A 19,018-nucleotide genomic window follows, 5' to 3' on the forward strand; every position below is an offset into this window, starting at 1 on the left:
GCGTCGTCGGGTCAGGCCGTCCGGGGCCGCCGCACGAACGCCTGGGCGATGCGGAACGGCGCGAGGACGAGCGTGCGCGCGAGCCGCGTCGTGTCCTGGACGAGCTCCGCCAGGATGGCCGAGATGGGCGTGCCGAGCTCCTCGGCGGTCCGCGTCGCCGAGTCCACCTCGGCCATGCGCTCGACCTTGCGCCGCTCCGCCTGGCGGGCGGCCTTGCTCTGGCGGGCGCTCTCGCCGCCGATGAACTGCTTGCCGGGCGCGGCGCGGCGGAACGCCGCCTCCTGCTGCCCCATGGCGCTCTTCGCCGAGCCAGGACGGTTCTTCCTCATGCCCTGAAGCTAGGCGCGGAGCGTCATGGGCGCGAGCGACGCCCGAGTCCGCGACTCCGCCCTTGCAGGGCGCTCCGGGCGGTGCTAAACAACGCGCCCGTTTCGACGGAAGAGCGCCGACATAGCTCAGTCGGTAGAGCAACTGATTCGTAATCAGTAGGTCCCCAGTTCAAGTCTGGGTGTCGGCTCCAGTTTCGCGGGCGCTTGGCCTCACGGTCGAGCGCCCGTTTCCTTTTGGGCCACTGGAACCCCTCCGCGAGTACCTCCTCGTGCCGTCGATGCCGCCCGGCTGGGAACGCCCGGCCCATCGGCTGCAAAGAAGAGCGACGGCGCTCGCCCTCCCCGAGCTCGGGCGCCGCCGCCCGCCAGTCGTGAGCGGCGGTCCCGCTCCTCGCGTTTTTACCCGGGTGTTATTGACGGGCGGGCGCGCTCCGCGGTAGGTCTCTCCCGAGTTTGACCCGGGTGAAATACCGGCGGCTCTGGGGACGCGACTTGGCGGACGAGGACAGGTACACGGCGTTCGCGGGCGCCCGGCGCCTCGCGTCGGGCGCGAGGCGCGACGTATTGCTCGCGGTGAAGGCGCACCACGACGCCGGCGGGGGCTCGGTGCTGGTGTTCGCGGACGCGACGGGCCGGCAGATCGACTTCGACATGCGGGGCACGCCGGAGCAGGTCGTCGCGCGCGCGGAGCCGCCGCCGCGGGTGGGGCCGGGCCGGCCGAGGCTGGGGGTGGTGAGCCGCGAGGTGTCGCTCCTGCCCCGTCACTGGGAGTGGCTGGAGCAGCAGCCGAGCGGGGCCTCTGCGGCGCTCCGGCGGCTGGTGGACGAGGCGAGGAAGCGCGAGCCGGACCGGGAGCGCGCGCGGCGGGCCCGCGAGGCCGCAGGCCGGTTCATGTGGGCGATGGCTGGCGATCTCGCCGGCTTCGAGGAGGCCTCGCGCGCGCTGTACGCCGGGGAGACGAGGCGGCTCCGGGCGCTGGTCCGGTCCTGGCCGAAGGACGTCCGCACCCACCTGCTGGCGCTGTGGGAAGAAGCGGCCCGGCTCGAGCGTCCGCCTCCGGACGAGCCCACCGCGAAGCCTCGCGGCCGCTGAGGAGAGACCCGATGGATCGGAGAGCGGAGCTGAAGCGCGCGGCGCGCGAGACGAGGCCCGAGGCCGGCGTGTACCAGATCAGGAACGTCCGGACGGGGATGATCCTGGTCGAGAGCACGTTGAACCTGAAGACGCTCAACGGCAGGCGGATGGAGCTCGCGCGCGGAGTGCACAGGAACGCGCGGCTCCGCGCGGACGTGAGCGCGCTCGGCCCCGACGCGTTCGTCTTCGAGGTCCTCGAGGTGCTGCAGGAGCAGGACGAGGGCCTCGTGTACCCCCGGGACGCGGTGCGGCAGCTCGAGGCGGCGTGGCTGGAGCGGCTGCAGCCGTACGGCGACCGCGGCTACAACACCCCGTCCGGACCAGGACCGACCTGACCCAGGCTGCGATGGAGCCCGCCGAACGCTCGCACGGCGGAGGCCGGCGACGCGGCGGTTCGCGGCGCAATTCCAGCGCTTTGGAGGGTGAAGCAAGCGTCCGATCTTCGGGGTGGGCGCACCTCCCCGTAGAGCCCTTCCGTGGCTCACGTGGACCGGGGGACCACCCGCCCGTGCGCCCCCTATCCGGGCCGCGCGTTGGACTGTCGGCCCGTTCTTGGCGGCGTTAGATTGCCGCCGCCTGCAGAGCCCCCGAGGCGGGGTCCCGGAGGCGCGGATTTCCGCGCGCTCGCGCCGTGGCAACCTCGCCATTATATTGAGGAATTGCGGTAACTCGCAGATTTTGACCGCGAGCGGAACGAGGGCTAGCATGCGCCCGGCTTCGCCTCCTTAGCGAAGCGCGGAGTCCCCCCCAACCGAGGTCGACAGCGATGGCCGGTCGAAACGGCAGGAAGAGCTTCTACGACGAGGCGATGGAGACGTTCCATCGGGCGGCGGATCTCATCCAGATGAACCCCCGCGTCCGGATGGAGCTGGAGGAGCCGGACTTCGAGCACATCTTCTACGTCACCACGGAGCTGCGCGACCGGCTCGTGCCCCTCTCCGCCGAGGACGCGCCCAAGTTCAAGGACCTGCAGCCCTCGGACATGAAGGCGGCCGACGCGCTCGAGCCGCTCGCGAACGGCAACTTCATCCTGCACCGCCGCGCGCTGCTCCGCTCCGACATCCACATGCGGCAGGGCGTCATCAACATCCCGAAGATGGGCCTCTTCCGGATCGAGAAGGGCGGCCCGCGGAAGTTCAAGGCCTACCGCATCCAGCACAACCAGGTGCGCGGTCCGTACAAGGGCGGCATCCGCTACCACAAGGACGTCTCGCTCGACCTCTTCAAGATGCTCGCCGCCGACATGACCTGGAAGACGGCGATCGCGGAGATCCCGTTCGGCGGGGCGAAGGGCGGCATCAAGCTCGACCCCTTCAACTACTCGCGCGAGGAGATCGAGCACATCACCCTCCGCTACATCTACAAGTTCAAGAACTTCATGGGCCCGTTCGTGGACATCCCGGCGCCCGACGTCGGGACGAACGGGGAAATCATGGCGTACATGATGCGCCAGTTCACGGACGGTGAGCGCGAGCACCACAAGCTCCGCGGGGTGGTCACCGGCAAGGACGTGCGCATCGGCGGCTCCGAGGGGCGCGTCCGCGCCACGGGCCAGGGCGTCGTGTACTGCATCGAGGAGTGGGCGCGCGATCGCGGCTTCGATCTCAAGGGCGCGCGGATCCTCGTACAGGGCTTCGGCAACGTGGGCTCCTCGGCCGCGGAGATCCTCGCCGCGCACGGCGCCAAGATCGTCGCCGTGAACGACGCCAACGGGACGATCCACAACGACAAGGGGATCGACGTCGCGGCCCTGGTCCAGTACGTCCACGGCAACAAGGAGAACCTCCGCCGCACCGTCGAGGGGTTCCCGGGGGCGACGGCGATCTCCAAGGACGACTTCTGGTCCATCGACGCCGACATCTGCATCCCCGCCGCGCTCGGCGAGGAGATCACGGGCGACGTCGCGGAGCGGCTCAAGGTGAAGCTCGTGGCGGAGGGCGCGAACGGCCCCACCACCCGCGACGGCGATCGCGTGATGATGGGCCGGAAGATCGATCTCATCCCGGACATCATCTGCAACGCCGGCGGCGTCACCGTCTCGTACTACGAGTGGCTGCAGAACCAGCGGCTCGAGCACTGGACCGAGGGCGACGTGAACCGCCGCCTGGAGCAGGCCATCAAGAAGAACTACGCGATCATCCGCGACATCGCGCGGAACCGCCCGCAGCGCACGCCGCACTACGACTCGCGCCCCTACTGCGTCGGGCAGGAGATCGACGTCCGCACCGCCGCGATGGTCCTCGCGCTGAAGCGCGTGGAGGCGCACTACCTCATCGAGGGCTTCTCGCAGTAGCGGCCCCGAAGGTCGCCCTCCGGCGGCCCGCCTCACCCCGCGCCCGGCGTCGCGCCAAGCCTCCCCGGAGGCCGGCCCGCCGGGCGCGGCCGTTCAGTCCTCGTCGCCCGCGATCGCGTCGAGGAGCGGCTCCCGGCGCCGCGCGAGGAGCCGCGCGGCCGCGGGCAGCGCGAGGCGGTAGGCGATCGCGCCGGCGAGCCCGAGCGCCGTCCAGCCCAGGACGAGCAGCCAGGGCGCGTCGCGCCGGACGGCGAAGACCACCGGGACCGCGAAGGCGCCCGCGGCGCAGGAGACGATGACCATCCCCGCGAGCGACGAGAGCGGGGAGAGCGACCCGCCGCGCTGAACGGTGCTCGCGGCGGCGCGCGGGTTCAGCACCGAGACGAAGTTGCCCGCCGCGAGCAGCCAGGGGGCGATGCCGGCGTGGAGCGCCACCGCGGCGAGGAGCGCCCAGCCCGGCAGCGGACCGCCGACCGCGATCGCCGCGGCCGCGGCCGCCGCGAAGAGCGCGGCGGAGAGCCCGTAGGCCGCGAGGTTCTTCGCGACGAGCACCTCGGCCGGCGCGACGGGGACGAGGAACCAGACGCGGCCGCCGCCGCGCTCCCAGCCGAAGGCGTTGAGCCAGAAGATCTGCGCCGCCATGTGCGCGTAGAGCGCGAAGCCCAGCACCGGCAGCGCGCGCACGACCTCGCCGGACCCGGCGGGCAGCCGGGGCGGGATCTTCCACGCGACGATCGCGGCGAACGGCGGCAGGATGAGCGCGAGCAGCGTCGCGACCGGGTGGCGGAGGACGTACTTCGCCTCCTTCTCGACGAGCGCGCCCAGCCGGCCCGGGAGCGGCCAGCCGCCCCGGCCCGTCGCCGCCGCGCGCGGCGCGCCGCCTGCCCCGGCCCGGGCCGAGGCGAGCGCGAGCCGGTAAGCGGCCCAGGCGGTCGCGCCGCCGGCCAGGACGAGCGCCGCGGCCCAGGGCAGCGCCGCGAGCACGCGGCCCGCGTAGAGCTCCCCGGCGCCGGCCTCCGCGAGCGCGGCGGGGTACGCGAGCCAGCGGAGCGCGCGGGCGCCGCGCAGCATGCGGAGCAGCGCGCCGGGATGGCCGGCGGTCCAGGCGAGGAGCACCCCCACGCCGACGTAGACCGCCGCGACCAGGATCTCCCGGGCGCGCCGGCCGCGGAGCAGCCGCGCGAGGAGCTCCTGGAGGAGCGCGACGAGCGCGACGGTGGCCACGACGAAGGCGGCGAGCACGACGGCGAGCAGCGCGAGCCAGGCGCCGGGACGCGCCACCGCGGCGCCGCCGAACGCGCCGGCGAGGAGCAGGCACCAGAACGCCGCGAACGGATCGCCCGCAACGGACGCCGCGAGCCCGTGGCCGAACGCCTGCGCCGGCGAGATGGGGTAGACGAGGAAGCGGCGCAGGTCGAGCGCGTCGCGCTCCGAGATCGAGAGCGACACCACCGTCCAGGTCTGCCAGACGCCGAAGAAGAGGGCCGCGATCGGCACGGTCGCCTGCAGCCCCCGCCCCGCGCGCACCGCCTGGTACGTGCCGATCCCGGTGAGCGCCGCGAAGGCGAGCCCGGCCGGCACGGCGACGACATAGAGCGCGACGCGCGCGACGACCTCCGGCACGCCGCCGGGGCGCCGCAGCCGGCGCAGGAGCAGGAGCCAGCGGAGCTCCGCGAGCGCGCGCAGGGTGCCGAGCGCGCCCGGCGGCGCGGGCGCGCGTCCCCCCTCCCCCGCGCTCACGCGCCCTCGCCGAGCCAGGAGAGGCCGCGCACCTCGCCGCGCTCGTCTCCGACGGTGCGGATGAACACCTCCTCGAGCGTGAGGGCGCCGCGGACCTCCGCGAGCGTGCCCTGCGCCGCGAGGCGGCCCTCCCGGATGATCCCCACGTGCGTGACGATCCGCTCCACCACCTCGAGCACGTGGCTCGTGAGGAAGATCGTCAGGGCGCGCCGGGCGACGAGGTCCTGGAGGAGGCGCCGGATCCCGCTCACGGCGACCGCGTCGATGCCCTCGAACGGCTCGTCGAGGAAGAGCAGCCGGGGCCCGTGGATGAGGGCGCAGCCGAGCGCGAGCTTCTTCCGCATCCCGTGGCTGTACTCGGAGACGAGCTTCCCGGCGTCGTCCGCGAGCTCGAGCGCGCCGAGGAGCTCGTCGGCGCGCCGTCCGGCCTCGCGGCGCTCGAGCCCGTAGAGCTGCCCGTGGATGCGGAGCTGCTCCGCGCCGGAGAGGCGCTCGAAGAGCGCGAGGCCGTCCGGCACGACGCCGACGCGACCCTTCACGGAGAGCGGATCGACGGCGAGGTCCGTCCCGAGCACGCGCGCCCGCCCGGAGGTGGGGGCGAGCAGGCCGGTGAGCATCTTGATGGTCGTGCTCTTCCCCGCGCCGTTCGGACCGAGGAACCCGTAGAACGCGCCCTCCGGCACGGCGAGCGCGAGCCCCTCCACGGCGGCCCGCCCGTCGAACAGGCGCGTGAGCCCCTCCGTCTCGATCGCGAGCGTCGTCACGGGGCTGTTCTACCGCGGGCCGGGGAGGCGTGCCGGCGAGCCACCCACGATGGCACGCGGCCCCGGCGGGCGGCGCGACGCAGGCGACACGGCGGGTGAAGCGGGATCACTGGAGCGCGGCGGAGACCGCGTCGTCCTCGAAGTAGAGGAACCGCACGCCCATGCCGCGAAGCGCGAGCGGGCCGCGGTCGGCGGCGGGCGTTCGGCCGATGAGGTGGCAGACGTAGCGGACCTCCGCCACGGCGGTCATCTCGCCCGACTCGGCGGGGAACGTGACGCGGACCTGGGAGCCGATGGGGTGCGGGACGCGGGTCTCGACGAACATGCCGCCCTCGGAGATGTTCCGGGCGATCCCGAGCCCCATCCCGCGCTCGCCCTCGAGGTAGACGCGGAAGACCTTGTCGAGGCGCGGCGTCGCGCGACGTTCCACCGGCGCCGTCGTCCGCCCGTCCTTGCGGCTGTTCAGCATGTCGTCCGCCTCCTGCCTGAGACCGCAGGCTAGGGCGGTGTGCGAATGTGGTCAAAAAAGCGACCTGCGCCTTCATGGGCGCTCCTGCCGCACGCCGAAGGATTAACTTTCCTACAGGCCGGAGGGCGCCACGCTAGACTCGAGGCACCCGCCCGGGCGACCTGCCCGATTCGAACGGACTCCATCACATGCGTCTTCTCTGGGTCGCGGTACTGCTCCTCGCCTCCACCCCTGCTGCCGTCCGAGCGGGCGAGCGCTTCGACGCCGTCGCGACGAGCGCGGAGCGCCTCGACGCGCTCGAGCCCTTCCTCGCGCGCTACGTCGGCCACTGCACCGACATCTACACGCGCGCGGCCTGCGAGGCGAATGTGCTCGCGGCGCGCCGGTCCGTCGCCGGCAAGACGTTCACCGTTCGTGTCACCGACGCGGCGACGCTGGTCCGCGCCGAGCTGCAGGGCGACGGCTTCGTGCTGCTCGTGACGCCCTTCGTGGACGGCGGCGGGCTCGCCCTCACCCACGGCGCGCCGGCGCGGCAGGACGCCTCCGGCCACCCCCTCGTGAACCTCATCCCCATCCGCGGAAAGCTCCCGCCGGGCGTGATGGACATGGAGTTCCAGGGGCCGTTCCGCACCGGCGCCATCGAGCTCGAGATCGTCTTCAAGCCCGAGCGGACCTGGAAGCTGCCGCGGCGCGGCGAGGGCGGGCAGATGGAGGGCGTCGCCGCCCGCTTCGTGGCCATCCGCGTCATGGACGCGCGCACCGGCAACGAGATCGCCTCGCGCGTGCTGTAGCCGCCGCGCGAAAGCTGCTGCAGAGGGCCGCCCCGCCGACCGGGACGGCCCTCTGCTCTTCTGCGAGGCCCAGGCTACTGCCGTCCGCCGACCGGGACGGCCACGTAGACGAGGTCCTGGCCGCGGCGCACGCGCAGGAGCGCGACCTCGCCGTCCTTCATCCTGGCGATCGCCTGCGCGACGTCCTGGACCGTCTTCACCGGCTTCCGGTTCAGCTCGACGATGATCATGCCGGGTTCGATGCCGGCGCGCGCGGCCGGACCGCTCGCCACCACGTCGCGGACCAGCACGCCGTCGCCCGGCTCGACCCCGACCTGGCGCGCGATCTGCGGCGTCAGATCGCCGAGCGTCACGCCGAGCTTCGGGCTCTTGTCGCCCTTCGGCTCCTCCTCGCCCGTGTCGCCGCGCGCGATCGCCTCCTCGTCGTCCGGACGCTGCGCGACGGCGAAGCTCACCTGCTTCTTCTGCCCGCCGCGGAGCACCGTGAGGTCCACCTTGCTGCCCGGCGCGACCAGGGCGACGGTGCGCGTGAGATCGCTGCCCGAGGCCACCGGCTTCCCGTTCACCGCGACGATGACGTCGCCCGGCTGGACGCCGGCCTTGGCGGCGGGGCCGCGCGGCACGACGGCCTGCACGAGCGCGCCCTTCTGATCGGGCGGCAGCCCGAAGCCCTGCGCGAGGTCGCGGCTCAGGTCCGTGATCGACACGCCCGCGTAGCCGCGCGTCACCTTCCCCTTCTCGCGGAGCTGCGGGAGGATCGACTTCGCGAGGTTGATCGGGACCGCGAAGCCGACGCCCGAGCCGAGCTGCGGCGACACGATGGCCGTGTTGATGCCGACCACCTCGCCCTTGAGGTTGAAGAGCGGGCCGCCCGAGTTGCCGGAGTTGATGGCGGCGTCGGTCTGGAGGAAGTCGTCGTACGTGCCGGTGGGGTTCACCTCGCGGCCGCGGTGCTTCGCCGAGATGATGCCGAGCGTGGCGGTGTTGCGCAGGCCGAAGGGGCTGCCGAGCGCGAGCACGAAGTCGCCCTGCCGGATCGCGTCGGAGTCGCCGAGCACGACCGTGGGGAGGTTCTTCGGCGGGTTCACGAGCTTGATGAGCGCCACGTCGGTGGCCGGGTCCCGCCCGACCGTCTCGGCCTTGAACTCGCCGCCGTCGGTCAGCCGGACGAGGATGTCCGTGGCGTCCTGGACGACGTGGTTGTTCGTGAGGATGAAGCCCTCCGGGCTGATGAGGAAGCCCGAGCCGAGCGACGAGCCGCGGAACTCCTCGGGCATCTGCGGCGCGGGGCGGCCGCCGAAGAACCGGTCGAAGAAGTCCTGGAACTCCTGGTCGTCGCCGCCGCCCTGCCCGGGCGCGCCGCCGCGGCCGCCCGGGGCCTGCCCGCGGCCGTGCGGCGACTGAGGCATCCCGCGGACGGGCGGGTGCTTCATGACGGTGGTGGTCGAGATGTTCACGACCGCGCCCTGCACCTTCTCGATGAGCGGCGCCACCGAGCCCTGAGAAGGAACGGCGATCTGCGCCTGCTGCTGCGCGGACTGCTGTGGGGACTGCTGCGCGGCGTCGACGTACAGCGGCGCCCCCCCACCGGCCGGTGCCGCTGCGGAACGCTGGGGCTCGGTCGCGGCGCGGCCATCCTGCGAGCACGCGAGCAGGGCCGCGATGAACGTGACGCTGAGGCTTCGACGGAAGATGCGGCGCATGCTGCACTCCTGGGAAAGTTGATCCGGCCGAAAGACGCCCGGCGTGGAGATCTATTCCCGCCACGCCGCGGCCGGAGCGGAACCGCGCGAGATGCTACGCCTGCGCGAGACGCCCCACCCGCACCCGCGCGGGGCGAAGGACGCGGTCGCCGATGCGATACCCCGGCCGGATCTCGTGCAGCACGACGCCGTCCTGCGCCGCGTCCGCCACGGGGATGACGTCGATGGCCTCGGCGACGTGGGGATCGAAGGGCTGGCCTTGCACGGGGATCTTCTGCGCGCCGAGCTCGGCGATCCGCTTGTGCAGCGAGACCAGCGAGATGCGCACGCCCTCCGCGAGGTTCCGCAGGGCGTCCCCCTGCACCTCGCCGGCGCTCACCGCCGCCAGCGCTCGCTCGAGATCGTCGGCCGCCTCGAGGAGCGCCTGCACCACGTTGGCGCGCTCGGCCTCCAGGAGGCGCGTGCGCTCGCGCTCGAGGCGCTGCCGGAAGGCCTTGTTGTCCTCGACGAGCGACGCGTACGCGCGCGACAGCTCGTCGATCCGGGTCTGCTGGGCGGCGAGCTGCGCGTCGCGCGGGTCCGCGCCGGCCTCCGCCTCCGGAGCCGCCTGCGCGCCCCCGGTCCCCTCGGACCCGCCCTCCTCCACCGGCGCGCCGTCGCTGCGGAACCGCCGCCTGTCGACGACCTTCACCTGCGGCTCGCCACCCTCCGCGCCGGGCGCACCGCGACGTTCATCGGACATGCCTTGTCGTTACCTCCGGCCGCGAACGTAACCACACGTCCAGGGCTGTCAAACGCGTAGAGCCCCGCCTGCGCGCGGACGCGCCGGGGGCTCATTCGATCGGGACGGCGCGCCGTTCGGCGCGGGCTCAGGGCGGCGGCGGGTCTCCGGGCAGCTCGTCGAGGGCCTCGCCACGCGCGTCGCGGATCTCCACGCCCGCGGCGCGCAGGCTGTAGAACAGCAACCAGCGCTCCGCCGGGGACAGGCTGCCGTGGGGGAGCGCCCGATCGATCTCCTGGAGCGACAGGTGTCCCCGCCGGATGCCGGTCTGGAAGAGGACCTTGCGCGCCTCGTGGCTCTCGGACGCGTGCTTCACTCTCCGTCCCCGGGTGCCGTGCGAGCCACCGCCTGCGGCCCCTGCCAGGAGTCGCGGTGCTCCTCCGCCATCGCCACCGGCCGCGAGGGGTTCTCGGGCGGCGCCTCCGCGTGGCCGGGGCCGTGGATGGTGCCGGGCCGGGAGACCTTCGGGCCCCACAGCCGCGTCATCTCCTCCTCCTCGACCACCTCCGCCGTGAGGAGCCGCGCGGCCATGGCGTCGAGCTTCTCGCGGTGGTGGCGGATCGCCTCCTGCGCGCGCCCGTGCGCCTCCACGACGAGGGACTGCACCTCGCGGTCCACCTCGAGCGCCGTCTGCTCCGAGTACGTACGCGGCTCGAACCCCTTGCCGAGGAAGGACGGCGCGCGCTCCTCGTTGAGCGCGATCGGCCCGAGCGCTGGGCTCATGCCGTAGTCCTTGACCATCATGCGGGCGAGCCCGGTCGCCTGCTGGAGGTCGTTGGAGGCGCCGGTGGACGGCTCGCCGAACACCTCCTCCTCCGCGACGCGGCCGCCCATGAGCCCCGCCATGCGGTCTCGCAGCTCGGATAGCGTGAGGAGGTAGCGATCCTCGATGGGCAGCTGGAGCGTGTACCCGAGCGCGCCGAGGCCGCGCGGGATGATGGAGACCTTCGTCACCCGGTCCGCGTAGGGCAGCATCCAGGAGACGAGCGCGTGCCCGGCCTCGTGGAACGCGACGATCTCCTTCTCGCGCTCGTTGATGCGCCGGCTCTTCTTCTCGAGCCCGGCGACGACGCGCTCGATCGCCTCCTCGAACTCCGAGCGCGTGACCGCGCTCTTGTTGCGCCGCGCGGCGAGGAGCGCCGCCTCGTTCACGACGTTCGCGAGGTCGGCGCCCGCGAAGCCCGGCGTCCGCGCCGCGACCGAGCGGAGGTCCACGTCGGCGCCGAGCTTCACGTTCTTCGCGTGGATCTGGAGGATCTTCTCGCGGCCGCGCTTGTCCGGGCGGTCCACGAGGACCTGCCGGTCGAAGCGGCCCGGCCGCATCAGCGCCGGGTCGAGGATCTCGGGCCGGTTCGTCGCGCCCATGATGATGAGCCCGGCGCGGGCGTCGAACCCGTCCATCTCCGCGAGGAGCTGGTTCAGCGTCTGCTCGCGCTCGTCGTGGCCGCCGACGACGCCCGAGTTGCGCGACTTGCCGAGCGCGTCGAGCTCGTCGATGAACACGATGCAAGGCGCCTTCTGCGTCGCCTGCGCGAAGAGGTCGCGCACGCGGGCGGCGCCGACGCCCACGAACATCTCGACGAACTCGGAGCCCGAGAGCGAGAAGAACGGCACGCCCGCCTCGCCCGCGGTGGCGCGCGCGAGGAGCGTCTTGCCGGTCCCCGGGGGTCCGACGAGCAGCACGCCCTTCGGGATCCGGCCGCCGAGCCGCCGGTACTTCTCCGGCGTCTTCAGGAACTCGACGATCTCCTGGAGCTCCTCGACCGCCTCGTCGATGCCGGCCACGTCCTGGAAGGTGATGCCGGTGTCCGGCTCCATGTGGACGCGCGCGCGCGTCTTGCCGAACGCCATGACGCCCGGCGGCCCCTGGCCCATCTGTCCGGACATGCGCCGCATGATCCACGCCCAGAACAGGAGCCCGAGCGCGATGGGCGCGACCCAGACCCAGAACAGGTCGCCCATGCCGCCGCCGGCGACCGCGTCGTACGGCACGCCGGCCTTCTCGATGGCCGGGACGAGCTCGTCGTCGCCGCCGGGGATGCGCGTCGCGACGTACGGGAGCGCCTGACCACCCTTGTCGCTCTTGTCGCCGTCGGCGGCGCCGCCCTCCACCGGCTTCGGGATGCCGCGCACCCAGTCCGGCCCGATCACGACGCGCTCGAAGCTGCTCTGGCGCACCATGTCCTTGAACTGCGAGTACGGGATGCGCCGCACGCCGACGTCCTGGAACGCGCGGAAGAGGAACACCGCCAGCGCGATGAGCACGAGCCACGCCGCCGGCGAGGCGAGCGGCACGCGTGTCTGCGGTCCCTGGCGCGAGCCTCGCTCGCCCCGCTGTCCGTGTGGCTTCTTGTCGTCCGCTGGCACTGGGCCTCCCGCCCCCTTCGCAGGGAATCTGTGCATGTCGGGGGAGCGGGCAATCCGCCGCCTCACGATGGAGCGCACCGAACCGAGGTCGGGCGAGGGCAGCAGACCGGCAGGGTCTTGCCAGGCGGGCGCGTGGCCGAAAGACGGGCGCTTCCGCGGCGCGGGCTGGCGCGCCGCGCTACGATCCGGTGGACGCCCCTGGCGTCACAGCCCGAGCAGCTTCGCGATGGTCTTCTCGTCCGCCGCGGGGAACTCGTACTGATCGAGCTCGTCGGGGCGCACCCACCGGTGGGCGTGGACGCGCAGGTTCTGGATGGGCCCGCTCACGAGCCGGCAGCGGTAGACGCAGAAGTCGATGTCGTAGCTCTCGTACGCGTGCTCGACGTGGATCACGCGATCGCCGACCTCGACGCCGATCGCCATCTCCTCGCGCAGCTCGCGCGCGAGCGCCGCGGGGTCCGTCTCCCCCGCCTCGACGCGTCCGCCGGGAAACTCCCACAGGAGCGGCAACGACGCGCGGGGCGGGCGCTGGGTGATGAGGTACTTCCCGTCCTGCTCGATCATCGCCCCGACGACCCGGATCTTCCGGCGCATCGCTTGTGTCCCCGTTCGCCTCGAGGCCGTCGGACGGCGCTCGCCTGAACTCGTCGGAACGACGCGGCGGGCGCGACCGCCCGCTCCGGCAGGCGGCGCACCTCGCCGACCCTCATGAATTGTAGAATCGGCACACCATGGCGTCCATCCGGTTCCTCGGCGCGGCGGGTACGGTGACCGGCTCGCGCTTCCTCGTCGAGTCCGGCTCGGCGCGGGTCCTCGTCGACGCGGGCCTGTTCCAGGGGCAGAAGGAGCTGCGGCTCAGGAACCGCGCGCCCTGGCCGGTGCCGCCGGGCTCGATCGACGCGGTGGTCCTCACCCACGCGCACCTCGACCACACCGGGGCCTTGCCGCAGCTCGTCCGCGACGGCTTCCGCGGCCTCGCGCATTGCACGCCCGCGACGCGCGACCTCGCAGGCCTCCTGCTGCCCGACTCGGGCCGGCTGCAGGAGGAGGAGGCGCGCTACGCGAACCGAAAGGGTTACTCGAAGCACGCCCCGAATGCGGCGCCGCTCTACTCGGAGGCCGACGCGCTGGCCGCGCTCCCCGTCCTCTCGCCCCTCCGCTACGGAGAGCTGCGCGAGGTCGTCCCGGGCGTTCGCCTCCGCTTCCGCCGCGCGGGCCACATCCTCGGCAGCGCCCTCGCGGAGCTCGTCCTGGATGGCCCCCGGCCCCTGAGGCTCCTCTTCAGCGGCGATCTCGGCCGCTACGGCGCGCCGATCCTGCCCGACCCGGAGCCGGGCGCCGCCGCCGCCGCGCTCGTCCTCGAGAGCACCTACGGCGGCAAGCGCCACCCGGAGGTCCCCGCCGCGGCGGCCCTGGCGGAGGAGATCCGGCGCTCCGTGCACGCGGGCGGGGCCATCGTGATTCCGGCCTTCGCGATCGGCCGCACCCAGGAGGTGCTGTTCACGCTCCGCGCGCTCGAGAAGCGCGGCGAGATCCCGGCCCTCCCCGTCTTCGTGGACTCGCCGATGGCGCTCGACGCGACGCCGTTCTTCCTCGCGCACCGCGACGAGCACGACGACGAGATGACGAGGCTCATGGCGGCCGGCGAGGAGCCGCTCCGGCCGGCGAAGCTCACCTTCTGCCGGAGCCCCGATCAGTCGAAGGCGCTGAACGACGTGCAGGGCCCGTGCATCATCCTGTCCGCCTCGGGCATGGCGACCGGCGGGCGCGTGCTCCACCACCTCGCGCACCGGCTGCCCGATCCGCGGACCACCGTCCTGCTCGTCGGCTTCCAGGCGGCCGGGACGCGCGGCGCCACGCTCCAGAGCGGCGCGCAGACCGTCCGGATCCACGGCGAGGACGTGCCGGTGAGGGCGCGGGTGGCCACGATCAGCGGCTTCTCGGCGCACGCCGACGAGGCGGAGCTCTCGCGCTGGCTCGCGACGTTCCCCTCGAAGCCGCGGCGGACCTTCCTCGTGCACGGGGAGGCCGCCGCGCTCGCCGCCTCGAAGGCGCGGATGGACGCGCTCGGCTGGCCGGCGCACGTGCCGCGCCACCTCGAGGAGGTCGCGCTGTGATCCCCGTCCCACCCCGGGGGACGCGCTGATGCTCGGCCCGCGGCTGCTCCTCGACGGTGCCCTGGGGACGGCGCTCATCGCGCGCGGGCTCCCTCCGGAGGCGCTCCCGGAGGAGTGGCTCCTCGCGCGTCCCGGGGTCGTCCGCGACGTCCACGCGGAGCACGCCGCGGCCGGGGCCGGTCTCCTCCTCACCTGCACCTTCAACCTGGCGGCGCCGAGGCTCGCCGCGCGCCTCGATCCCGTCCGCGTCGAGGCGCTCGCCGCGGCGGCGGTGCGGGTCGCGCGCGAGGCGGCTCCGCACGCGCGGGTCGCCGGCGCGCTCGGCCCGACGGGCCTCGCCGGCCCGGGACGATCCGCGCCGGTCCGCGCCCTCGCCGCGGGCTACGGGCGCGCAGCCCGGGCGCTCTGCGCCGCGGGCGCGGACCTCCTCTGGCTCGAGACGCAGCACGATCGGGCCGAGGCGCGCCTCGCCCTGGTCGCGGCGCGAGCCACCGGCCTCGAGGCGGTGGTCACCTTCACCCCCTCCGGCGGGCCGCCGTGGACGCTCACGGACGGCACGCCCGTCGAGGAGGCGCTCCTCGCGATGGCGTCGCTCGGCGCGAGCGCCGCGGGCGTGAACTGCGTCGCCCCCGGGGCGGCGCTCGCGGAGCTCGCGGCGTGGGCGCGGGGTGCCCTCCCCGTCCCCTTCGTGGCGAAGCCGAGCGCGGGGCTGCCGGGCGCGGTGCGAGCGCCGGAAGCCTTCGCGGCGGACCTCTCGCCCGCGCTCCGCGCTGGGGCGGCGCTCGCGGGCGGCTGCTGCGGCGCGACGGGCGATCACCTCCGCGCGGTCGCGGCGAGCTGGCGCGCGATCGCGTAGGCGAACGGGCTACGGGGTCCCGCCGCGCGGGTACGACCCGAGGAGCCAGAGCCGGTGCACGCGCGCGCGGACCCCGGCGAGCGCCTCCGCGCCCGCGGCGTCGAGCCGGTGCGCCTCGAAGTCCAGGAAGAAGACGTAGTGCCCGAGGGCCTGCTTCATCGGGCGGCTCTCGACCTTGGAGAGGTTGATCCCGCGGCTCGCGAGCTCGCCGAGGACCTCGTACAGCCCGCCCGGCCGATCCCGGTCGAGCGTGAAGGCGATGCTGGTGCGGTCGGCGCCGGTCGGCGCCTCGTCGGCCTGCGCGAGCAGGACGAACCGGGTGAAGTTCTCGTCCACGTCCTGGATCGACTCGGCGAGCAGCTCGAGCCCGTAGCGAGCGGCGGCCGCGCGCGAGCCGATGGCGGCCGCGCCCGCGCCCGCCTCTCCCGCCCCGACCTTTCGCGCCGCCTCCGCGGTGGAGTGGGTCGGCTCGAGCGTCACGCCCGGGAGCCGCTCGCCGAGGAAGCGGCTGCACTGCCCGAACGGCTGGGGGTGCGAGAGCACGCGGCGGACCTCCTCGAGCCGCGTGCCGGGGCGCGCGAGGAGGTGCTGGCGGACGGGCAGGAGCAGCTCGCGGCGGATGAGCGGCCCGGGCTCGTGCACGAGGAGATCCAGCGTCGCGCCGACGCTCCCCTCGATCGAGTTCTCGATGGGGAGGAGCGCGCCGTCGACCTCGCCCCGGCGGAGCGCGTGGTAGGCGTCGGCGAAGGTGGGCCGAGGGATCGCCTCGCCGCCGCGGACGAGGTCGCAGCGCGAGACGGCCTCCTCGCTGAACGTGCCGGGAGGGCCGAGGTAGGCGATGCGCATCCTCGACTCTTACCACGGCGCAGAGGCCTCGCCGCGCTCTCGCGCGCCGGCTTCGTTCAGACCTCGGAGGTGCAGGCGCGGCACCGGCGCGCGGCGGCGGGGATCGTCTCGAGGCACTGCGGGCAGGCCTTCGTCGGCGACGGCGCGGCGGGCGGTGGCGCGCGGACGAACGCCTTCAGGACGAGGAACACGACGAGCGCGATGACGCCGAACTCGAGCAGCCTGCCGAGCACCTCGCCGTAGCCGATCGCGTTCCCGCGACCGAGCTCGAGCTTCATCTGCCGCCACTCGTTCTGCCCCGGCAGCAGGAGCCCGACGATCGGCATCACCACGAGCTCGACGATCCCGGAGACGACCTTCCCGATCGCCGCGCCGATCACCACGCCCGCGGCCAGGGCGACCACGTTCTGCTTGAGCAGGAACTCCCGGAACTCCTTCGCGAAGCCGGTCCGGCGCGTCGCCTCGGTAGCGTCCACCATCGTGTCCTCCGTCCAGCGGAGCCGCGCGCGCGTTCGTGCCGCGGGACGGCCGCCCCGCGGGAGCGTAGCCCGGCGTGCGCGCGGGTGGGTGAGGAGCTGCTGCGCCCGGTGGGGTGCGAGCCGTCGCTCCCGGCGACGGCTAATGGCCGGCCGCCGCGGCGAGGGCCGGCAGCGGGGCGAGATCCTCGAGCAGCGCCAGGGCACCCGCGGCGAGGAGCCGCGGGCCATCGCACGCACCGTGGAGGACCCCGTAAGCCCTCACCCCCGCGGCGCGCGCCGCGACGATGTCATGTGGCGAGTCCCCGACGAGGATCGCCTGCGTCGGGGACCGCTCGAGCCGCGCGAGCGCGACGTGCACCGGCTCGGGATCCGGCTTGCACCGCGCGCAGGTGTCGGCGCCCACGATCGCCTGCATGTACCGCAGGAGGCCGGTGTGGCGGAGGGTCCTCAGCGCACCCTCCTCGGTCTTGGCCGTCACCACGCCGATCGGGTGCCCGCTCGCCGCGAGCGACTCGACCACCTGGAGCGCCCCGGGGAAGGCACGCGTCATCCGGTCGTGATTCTCGACCCAGAACTCGCGGTAGCGCGCCACCAGGGGGTCCACGTCCTCCGGGCGGCGCACGAACGAGGCGACCTGCGCCCTGAGCGGGGTGCCGATTCCTGCGATCCACTGGGCGTCGGTCGGGCAGAGGCCGTAGCCCTCGAACGCATGCCGGACCGAGGCGAGGATGAAGGGGACGGTGTCGACGAGCGTGCCGTCGAGGTCGAAGAGGATGGCGATGGGGTCGCGTGCCGACAAGGGACGCGGAGCATAGTGCAAATTCTCCCCTTGCGCCGCGCAGCGAGTGCCTAACGTTCCTTCGAGATGACGGGCGCAGCGATCGTTCGATGGCAGGCGGGGGACGCGGTCGTGCTGGCGGTCCACGGCGCGTTCGACGGCGCGTCGGCCTGGGCGCTGCGCCTCGCCATGGAGGAGTCGGAGGCCACGCGCTTCGTGGTCGACCTCACGCACGCCGAGGAGGCGTTCGAGTTCGCCGCGAGCATCCTCGCGACGTTCAGCCGGCAGTGCTGGCGAACGAAGCAGATCGCCTTCCTGCCGGGCAGCTCAGATCACGCCCGCCTGCTCTCCGGCTTCGGGCTCGAGGTGCTCGAGGACGAGGTCGCCGCCGGGCTCCCCCTCGCGCTGGCGTGGTCGGCCGAGGACCTTGAGCCGGGCGCGACCGCCTGACGATTCACCCTCAGTCCAACGCGGCCTCGCGCCGCGGACGGGCCGTCGCAGGGCCAGGGGCGCGAGATCACGAGAAGAACACCGCCCCACACAGCGGCCTACGACCGGGATCGTGGGACTCCCGGGTCGGAGGTTCTGCGCGAATACTCGCAAGCGTTGGTTCCGCGACCCGGTCCGCCGTAACCCGATTCCGGAGGAACCATGGACCGCATCCACTTCGTTGCGAAGAACGCGGCGCTGTGCGGAGCAGTCGAGGCACGCTGGTGCACGATCCTCCAGGAGACGGTCACCTGCGCCGAGTGCCGGCGCCGGCTGCGCGAGCGAGAAAGGTCCCAGGACTCGCGCTGCGAGCTCCCGGCGCTCACGCCGAACACCTGAGCGGGCGGGGAGCGCCAGGCGGCGGGGCCGGTGCGCGGGCCCTGACGCAGCTGCTCCCTCCGCGAGCTCGTGCGGCGCGGGCTTGCGTCCTCGCCCGAGCGTGCGCGTTGTTTCCCCCAGAGCCTGGGAGGTGGTCATGGAGGGAGCGCACGCGGCCGAGCCGCCGCTGACCGGTCGCGGCGAATACGCCGCAGCGGAGGCGCCGCGCCTCGTGACCGTCGAGCCGGCGCGGTACCTCGCCAAGGTCGGGCGGGGCGAGCCCGGAGGCGGCGCCTTCCAGGCGGACGTGGCCGCGTTGTTCGCGGTGGCCGGCGAGCTGGCGCGCCGCGGTGTCCCGACCGAGCCCGGGTTCCTCGAGGCGCTCTGGTGGACCCCCGACGTCACGCGGGGGACGTTCACGTGGGAGCTGCTCCTGCGCCTCGCCGACGCCGCGCCCGGACGCGTCGCGCTGGCCGAGGCCGCTGCCGCCGTCGCCGAGGCGTCGCCGCTCGCGCGCGACGTCCGCATCCAGGAGCTCTCCGAGGGTGAGTGCCTGCAGACGCTCCACCGCGGGCGCTACGACGCCGTGGGCCCGGCCGTCGCGCGCCTCGAGGCCGCGGCGCAGGAGGAGGGGCGCCGCCTCGCCCCTCCGATCCACGAGATCTACCTGAACGGTCCGCCCACGCCGCCGGACGCGCTGCTCACCATCGTGCGCCACCCGCTCGCGCCGTTCGAGCACTGAGGACCGAGGGCGCGCTGCTCGG

At 73.7% G+C, this 19,018-nt stretch carries 21 protein-coding genes and 1 tRNA gene; 10 read left to right on the top strand and 12 right to left on the bottom strand.

What is annotated here, in order from left to right; genetic code table 11:
* Positions 1–11 precede the first annotated feature (11 nt).
* Positions 12–329: a translation initiation factor IF-2 gene (locus MLV88_RS03840; protein WP_242356777.1), complete on the bottom strand. Its 318-nt coding sequence runs from the start codon at positions 327–329 to the stop codon at positions 12–14.
* Between the two features lie 115 nt (positions 330–444).
* Between MLV88_RS03840 and MLV88_RS03845 the strand changes: the two genes are divergently transcribed.
* The 4 genes from MLV88_RS03845 to MLV88_RS03860 all read left to right on the top strand — a co-directional run bounded on the left by MLV88_RS03845 (position 445) and on the right by MLV88_RS03860 (position 3,756).
* Positions 445–520 (top strand) — tRNA-Thr (locus MLV88_RS03845).
* A gap of 271 nt (positions 521–791) precedes the next feature.
* On the top strand, positions 792–1,421 hold the full coding sequence (locus MLV88_RS03850) for a DUF2239 family protein (protein ID WP_242356782.1): 630 nt from the start codon (positions 792–794) through the stop codon (positions 1,419–1,421).
* An 11-nt stretch (positions 1,422–1,432) separates the two neighbouring features.
* Positions 1,433–1,798 carry a GIY-YIG nuclease family protein gene (locus MLV88_RS03855; protein ID WP_242356779.1) on the top strand — a complete coding sequence of 122 codons (366 nt, stop codon included), beginning with the start codon at positions 1,433–1,435 and terminating at the stop codon, positions 1,796–1,798.
* Between the two features lie 431 nt (positions 1,799–2,229).
* Positions 2,230–3,756 carry a Glu/Leu/Phe/Val family dehydrogenase gene (locus tag MLV88_RS03860; RefSeq protein WP_242356780.1) on the top strand — a complete coding sequence of 509 codons (1,527 nt, stop codon included), beginning with the start codon at positions 2,230–2,232 and terminating at the stop codon, positions 3,754–3,756.
* 93 nt (positions 3,757–3,849) lie between these two features.
* Here the strand turns inward: MLV88_RS03860 and MLV88_RS03865 are convergent, their stop codons facing one another.
* The 3 genes from MLV88_RS03865 to MLV88_RS03875 all read right to left on the bottom strand — a co-directional run bounded on the left by MLV88_RS03865 (position 3,850) and on the right by MLV88_RS03875 (position 6,729).
* Entirely contained in the window at positions 3,850–5,496 is a 1,647-nt protein-coding gene (locus MLV88_RS03865; protein ID WP_243336930.1) for a hypothetical protein, read from the bottom strand.
* A complete protein-coding gene (locus MLV88_RS03870) occupies positions 5,493–6,260 on the bottom strand; it encodes an ABC transporter ATP-binding protein (RefSeq protein WP_242339989.1) in 768 nt (255 codons plus the stop codon). The genes MLV88_RS03865 and MLV88_RS03870 overlap by 4 nt, the downstream gene beginning before the upstream one ends.
* A gap of 106 nt (positions 6,261–6,366) precedes the next feature.
* Entirely contained in the window at positions 6,367–6,729 is a 363-nt protein-coding gene (locus tag MLV88_RS03875; protein WP_242339988.1) for a PilZ domain-containing protein, read from the bottom strand.
* Between the two features lie 188 nt (positions 6,730–6,917).
* On the opposite strand from MLV88_RS03875, the gene MLV88_RS03880 reads away from it, so the two are divergent.
* Positions 6,918–7,520, top strand: coding sequence for a DUF6066 family protein (locus MLV88_RS03880; RefSeq protein ID WP_242339987.1), 603 nt, complete (start codon positions 6,918–6,920; stop codon positions 7,518–7,520).
* 74 nt (positions 7,521–7,594) lie between these two features.
* On the opposite strand, the gene MLV88_RS03885 is transcribed toward MLV88_RS03880, so the two are convergent.
* The 5 genes from MLV88_RS03885 to MLV88_RS03905 form a co-directional block, all read right to left on the bottom strand.
* Positions 7,595–9,223: a Do family serine endopeptidase gene (locus MLV88_RS03885; RefSeq protein WP_242356793.1), complete on the bottom strand. Its 1,629-nt coding sequence runs from the start codon at positions 9,221–9,223 to the stop codon at positions 7,595–7,597.
* Positions 9,224–9,317: 94 nt separating this feature from the next.
* Positions 9,318–9,965 carry a nucleotide exchange factor GrpE gene (locus MLV88_RS03890; protein WP_242339984.1) on the bottom strand — a complete coding sequence of 216 codons (648 nt, stop codon included), beginning with the start codon at positions 9,963–9,965 and terminating at the stop codon, positions 9,318–9,320.
* A gap of 127 nt (positions 9,966–10,092) precedes the next feature.
* A complete protein-coding gene (locus MLV88_RS03895; protein ID WP_242339982.1) occupies positions 10,093–10,320 on the bottom strand; it encodes a hypothetical protein in 228 nt (75 codons plus the stop codon).
* Positions 10,317–12,371 carry an ATP-dependent zinc metalloprotease FtsH gene (gene ftsH / locus MLV88_RS03900; protein WP_242356795.1) on the bottom strand — a complete coding sequence of 685 codons (2,055 nt, stop codon included), beginning with the start codon at positions 12,369–12,371 and terminating at the stop codon, positions 10,317–10,319. Before ftsH ends, MLV88_RS03895 begins: the two co-directional genes overlap by 4 nt.
* 204 nt (positions 12,372–12,575) lie before the next feature.
* Complete coding sequence (locus MLV88_RS03905) at positions 12,576–12,965, bottom strand: (deoxy)nucleoside triphosphate pyrophosphohydrolase (protein ID WP_242339980.1); 390 nt, start codon at positions 12,963–12,965, stop codon at positions 12,576–12,578.
* Between the two features lie 137 nt (positions 12,966–13,102).
* On the opposite strand from MLV88_RS03905, the gene MLV88_RS03910 reads away from it, so the two are divergent.
* A complete protein-coding gene (locus MLV88_RS03910; protein ID WP_242356797.1) occupies positions 13,103–14,488 on the top strand; it encodes an MBL fold metallo-hydrolase RNA specificity domain-containing protein in 1,386 nt (461 codons plus the stop codon).
* A gap of 28 nt (positions 14,489–14,516) precedes the next feature.
* Positions 14,517–15,344 carry a homocysteine S-methyltransferase family protein gene (locus tag MLV88_RS03915; RefSeq protein ID WP_242371582.1) on the top strand — a complete coding sequence of 276 codons (828 nt, stop codon included), beginning with the start codon at positions 14,517–14,519 and terminating at the stop codon, positions 15,342–15,344.
* Positions 15,345–15,353: 9 nt separating this feature from the next.
* On the opposite strand, the gene pheA is transcribed toward MLV88_RS03915, so the two are convergent.
* The 3 genes from pheA to MLV88_RS03930 all read right to left on the bottom strand — a co-directional run bounded on the left by pheA (position 15,354) and on the right by MLV88_RS03930 (position 17,468).
* The gene (gene pheA / locus MLV88_RS03920) at positions 15,354–16,190 is read right to left on the bottom strand and encodes a prephenate dehydratase (RefSeq protein WP_242355530.1); all 837 of its coding nucleotides are present in this window, start codon (positions 16,188–16,190) and stop codon (positions 15,354–15,356) included.
* 56 nt (positions 16,191–16,246) lie between these two features.
* Complete coding sequence (gene mscL / locus MLV88_RS03925) at positions 16,247–16,669, bottom strand: large conductance mechanosensitive channel protein MscL (protein ID WP_242339976.1); 423 nt, start codon at positions 16,667–16,669, stop codon at positions 16,247–16,249.
* Positions 16,670–16,808: 139 nt separating this feature from the next.
* Positions 16,809–17,468, bottom strand: a complete 660-nt coding sequence (locus tag MLV88_RS03930; protein WP_242360117.1) for an HAD family hydrolase — start codon at positions 17,466–17,468, stop codon at positions 16,809–16,811.
* Between the two features lie 66 nt (positions 17,469–17,534).
* Here MLV88_RS03930 and MLV88_RS03935 point away from each other — a divergent pair, with 66 nt between their 5' ends.
* From MLV88_RS03935 to MLV88_RS03945, 3 genes are all read left to right on the top strand, one after another.
* Positions 17,535–17,897: a hypothetical protein gene (locus MLV88_RS03935; RefSeq protein ID WP_242339974.1), complete on the top strand. Its 363-nt coding sequence runs from the start codon at positions 17,535–17,537 to the stop codon at positions 17,895–17,897.
* Between the two features lie 201 nt (positions 17,898–18,098).
* Positions 18,099–18,275, top strand: a complete 177-nt coding sequence (locus MLV88_RS03940; protein WP_242339973.1) for a hypothetical protein — start codon at positions 18,099–18,101, stop codon at positions 18,273–18,275.
* A 136-nt stretch (positions 18,276–18,411) separates the two neighbouring features.
* Positions 18,412–18,996 (top strand): GyrI-like domain-containing protein, encoded by a 585-nt coding sequence (locus tag MLV88_RS03945; RefSeq protein ID WP_242355523.1) that lies wholly within the window; start codon positions 18,412–18,414, stop codon positions 18,994–18,996.
* The last annotated feature ends 22 nt before the right edge of the window (positions 18,997–19,018 follow it).

This window comes from Anaeromyxobacter soli (assembly GCF_022808855.1).
GTDB classification, from domain to species: domain Bacteria; phylum Myxococcota; class Myxococcia; order Myxococcales; family Anaeromyxobacteraceae; genus Anaeromyxobacter; species Anaeromyxobacter soli.

Coding starts and splice junctions, on each gene's coding strand:
- MLV88_RS03855 (WP_242356779.1), top strand. CDS start 1,433: ATGGATCGGAGAGCGGAGCTGAAGCGCGCGGCGCGCGAGACGAGGCCC.
- MLV88_RS03910 (WP_242356797.1), top strand. CDS start 13,103: ATGGCGTCCATCCGGTTCCTCGGCGCGGCGGGTACGGTGACCGGCTCG.
- MLV88_RS03905 (WP_242339980.1), bottom strand. CDS start 12,965: ATGCGCCGGAAGATCCGGGTCGTCGGGGCGATGATCGAGCAGGACGGG.
- MLV88_RS03890 (WP_242339984.1), bottom strand. CDS start 9,965: ATGTCCGATGAACGTCGCGGTGCGCCCGGCGCGGAGGGTGGCGAGCCG.
- MLV88_RS03885 (WP_242356793.1), bottom strand. CDS start 9,223: ATGCGCCGCATCTTCCGTCGAAGCCTCAGCGTCACGTTCATCGCGGCC.
- MLV88_RS03940 (WP_242339973.1), top strand. CDS start 18,099: ATGGACCGCATCCACTTCGTTGCGAAGAACGCGGCGCTGTGCGGAGCA.
- MLV88_RS03860 (WP_242356780.1), top strand. CDS start 2,230: ATGGCCGGTCGAAACGGCAGGAAGAGCTTCTACGACGAGGCGATGGAG.
- MLV88_RS03945 (WP_242355523.1), top strand. CDS start 18,412: ATGGAGGGAGCGCACGCGGCCGAGCCGCCGCTGACCGGTCGCGGCGAA.
- MLV88_RS03840 (WP_242356777.1), bottom strand. CDS start 329: ATGAGGAAGAACCGTCCTGGCTCGGCGAAGAGCGCCATGGGGCAGCAG.
- MLV88_RS03915 (WP_242371582.1), top strand. CDS start 14,517: ATGCTCGGCCCGCGGCTGCTCCTCGACGGTGCCCTGGGGACGGCGCTC.
- MLV88_RS03935 (WP_242339974.1), top strand. CDS start 17,535: ATGACGGGCGCAGCGATCGTTCGATGGCAGGCGGGGGACGCGGTCGTG.
- MLV88_RS03875 (WP_242339988.1), bottom strand. CDS start 6,729: ATGCTGAACAGCCGCAAGGACGGGCGGACGACGGCGCCGGTGGAACGT.
- mscL (WP_242339976.1), bottom strand. CDS start 16,669: ATGGTGGACGCTACCGAGGCGACGCGCCGGACCGGCTTCGCGAAGGAG.
- pheA (WP_242355530.1), bottom strand. CDS start 16,190: ATGCGCATCGCCTACCTCGGCCCTCCCGGCACGTTCAGCGAGGAGGCC.
- MLV88_RS03880 (WP_242339987.1), top strand. CDS start 6,918: ATGCGTCTTCTCTGGGTCGCGGTACTGCTCCTCGCCTCCACCCCTGCT.